Below are 1035 nucleotides of genomic sequence, written 5' to 3'. Positions count from 1 at the left end.
CAAGACGGACCAACGGCCTCCTCGAGATCGAGGCATACGTCCAGTACCTGAAGACCATTATCCCGTTTACATCCTCTGTCTTGGAAAAAGCCCCCCTATATCCATCAAAGATACGTCCCTTGGGATAATTGGGTAAGCAAGTCAACACATCCACCTTTATCCCTAAGCCGGACAGTCCCTCCGCCATGTTCGTAATGCGTGAGGGTGCCGCACCGATCTCCGGAAGATAAGAGGGAGAAACGATCAAGACCCTCATTCCTTCCGGTTCAAAAATTCCACGATCCTTCCGCAAGCCAATCCATCGCCATAGGGATTGACCGCCTTGCTCATCGCATCGTAATAAGCCGTATCATCAAGCAACGCCGAGACCTCGCTCACGATCTTGTCATAGTCCGTTCCGACCAGTTTCACCGTACCTGCCGCGAGAGCCTCCGGACGCTCGGTCGTATCACGCATCACCAACACGGGCTTGCCCAAGCCGGGGGCCTCCTCTTGGATACCGCCGCTATCGGTCAGCACTATCGTTGATTTCTCCATCAGATAGACAAACGACAGATATTCCAATGGCTCAATGAAGAACATATTCTCCAAATGAGAAAGATCCTCGCCGAATACCTCGTGAATCGGCTTGCGCACATTGGGATTCAAGTGCATAGGATAGACAAAATCCACCTCCGGATACATCTTCGTCAAGTCCTTGATAGCGGTACACATATGGATGAATCCATCACCAAAGTTCTCCCGGCGATGACCCGTGATCAACACCAGTCTCTTACCCTCAACCAGACGGTTCACGTCATACCCAGAACGTAAAAGCACGCCTTCCAGCTCCTTGTCCAGCTCAGCGTCCGTCTTTATCTTAGTCACCACTTGCCGTAAGGCGTCTATCACCGTATTGCCGGTAACCAAGATTGAGTCCGGATTCACGTCCTCTCGCATCAAGTTTTGCTTGCTCAACCGCGTGGGTGCGAAATTATACGTGGCGATACGCCCCGTGACCTGCCGGTTCATCTCCTCCGGCCATGGGCTATAGAT

At 52.1% G+C, this 1035-nt stretch carries 1 protein-coding gene and 1 pseudogene; both read right to left on the bottom strand.

Features of this window, described 5'->3' with window-relative positions:
• Positions 1-256: pseudogene (locus DWY79_RS22340) on the bottom strand (glycosyltransferase WbuB); the annotation flags it as partial.
• On the bottom strand, positions 253-1035 hold a 783-nt coding region (gene wecB / locus DWY79_RS23235), incomplete at its 5' end, for a non-hydrolyzing UDP-N-acetylglucosamine 2-epimerase (protein ID WP_233564042.1). The pseudogene DWY79_RS22340 and the gene wecB, both read right to left, overlap by 4 nt.

It is taken from the genome of Parabacteroides sp. AF27-14 (assembly GCF_003635425.1).
Lineage (GTDB): Bacteria > Bacteroidota > Bacteroidia > Bacteroidales > Tannerellaceae > Parabacteroides > Parabacteroides distasonis.
This window is presented reverse-complemented; position numbering and strand designations above follow the sequence as displayed.